Here is a 1553-nt window from a genome sequence, read left to right as displayed (position 1 = left end):
CCCCCCGCCCCCCCCACACCCACACCGCCCCCCCCCCCCGCGGGGCGCCCCCCCCCCCCCCCAGACCGGTGTCTACCTGCCCCATCGCGGTGACGGAGAGCGACAAGGGTCCGCGAGTGGTGTCGCCCCCGATCAGCACGATCCTGCTGCTGTCGGCCAGGGCGAAGAAGCCGTCAGCGAACGCATCGATCCAGTCGGCGTCGGCGCTGGGCAGCGACAGCGCCAGCGTGCACCAGGCCGGCTGCGCGCCCATCGAGGCCAGATCGGACAGGTTCACCGCGAGTGTCTTCCAGCCGATGTCGGCCGGCGGGGTTTCGGCGGGGAAATGCACCCCGCTGTTCAAGGTGTCAGCGGTGACCACCAGCTGCGCGCCCGCGCGCGGCTGCAACAGCGCGGCGTCGTCGCCAATGCCGAGCACCACATCACCGCGCCCGGTGGTGCGGGCGCGGATGCGGTCGATCAGGGCAAATTCGGCCAGTGACATGCGCTGGGCCCGGGGCGGTCAGCCGCCGTTTTCCACCTTGCGCCATTCCACGGCGGCACGGTCGAGCACGCCGTTGACGTAGGTATGGCCGTGTTCGGAGCCAAACCGCTTGACCGACTCGATGGCCTCGTTGATCACCACGCGGTACGGGACATCCAGGCGGTAGCGCAGTTCGTAGGCGGCCACGCGCAGCGCGGCGCGCTCGATCGCATCGACCTCTTCCACGCTGCGATCCAGATACGGGGTCAGCGCCTCGTCCAGGTCCTTGCGGTGGTCCAGCACGCCATGCACCAGGGCTTCGAAATAGGCCAGGTCGGCAATTTCACGGGCCTGCTCGTGGGCGAACTGGCTCAGCAGACTCTGCGCATTGCCGCCGGAGATCTGCCAGGCGTAGATGGCCTGCAGGGCACGGCGGCGGGCGCGCGAGCGCAGCACCGGGTCGATGCCATCGCGGCGGACCGGCTTGCCGGACGGCTTGCCCGGGGATTTATTGTTCACGGCAACTGCTCCAGAAGATTGACCATTTCCAGGGCCGCCAATGCGGCCTCTTCGCCCTTGTTGCCATGGCTGCCACCGGCGCGTGCTTCCGCGTCTTCCGCACGTTCCACCGCCAGCACGCCATTGAGCACCGGGACGCCGAAGTCCAGCTGCACGCGCATCAGGCCTTCCGCGCAGCGGTCAGCCACGTGTTCGTAATGCCGGGTGTCGCCACGGATCACGCAGCCCAGGGTGATGATGGCGGCATGTTCGTGCGCGGCGGCCAAGCGGGCGGCCACCAGCGGCAGCTCCCAGGCACCCGGGACGCGGATCACGTCGATGTCGGCTTCGGCAATGCCGTTGCCGGCCAGGCTTTGCCGCGCGCCGGCCACCAGTACGTCGGTGATCCGGGCGTTCCAGCGGCTGGCAAGGATGGCAAAACGGGCCTGTTCCGGCGTGCGGAGGTCGCCTTCGTAGTGGCTCATGGTCAAAAGGGTCCAATAGATGGGGGGTATTCTAGCGTAGAGCCGGGCTCTGCCCGGCGCTAAGGAGCGTGCAGCCACCCAGGGCGTGGCTCTAAGGGGTCACGGGG

General features: G+C 69.0%; 3 protein-coding genes. All 3 read right to left on the bottom strand.

Annotation, left to right across the window (positions count from 1 at the left end; all coding sequences use genetic code 11):
* Window positions 1-478: AIR synthase related protein (locus QMX83_RS21405; RefSeq protein ID WP_282298637.1), on the bottom strand; the 478-nt coding region annotated here is incomplete at its 3' end.
* Window positions 479-502: 24 nt separating this feature from the next.
* Window positions 503-982 (bottom strand): transcription antitermination factor NusB, encoded by a 480-nt coding sequence (nusB, locus tag QMX83_RS21400; RefSeq protein ID WP_282298636.1) that lies wholly within the window; start codon window positions 980-982, stop codon window positions 503-505.
* A complete protein-coding gene (gene ribH / locus QMX83_RS21395) occupies window positions 979-1446 on the bottom strand; it encodes a 6,7-dimethyl-8-ribityllumazine synthase (protein WP_282298635.1) in 468 nt (155 codons plus the stop codon). The genes nusB and ribH overlap by 4 nt, the downstream gene beginning before the upstream one ends.
* Between the last annotated feature and the right edge of the window lie 107 nt (window positions 1447-1553).

This window comes from Stenotrophomonas sp. PS02289 (assembly GCF_029960115.1).
Lineage (GTDB): Bacteria > Pseudomonadota > Gammaproteobacteria > Xanthomonadales > Xanthomonadaceae > Stenotrophomonas.
This window is presented reverse-complemented; position numbering and strand designations above follow the sequence as displayed.

What these genes read in the sequence shown, in the direction of transcription:
- ribH (WP_282298635.1), bottom strand. Translation starts at nt 1,446, where the DNA reads ATGAGCCACTACGAAGGCGACCTCCGCACGCCGGAACAGGCCCGTTTT.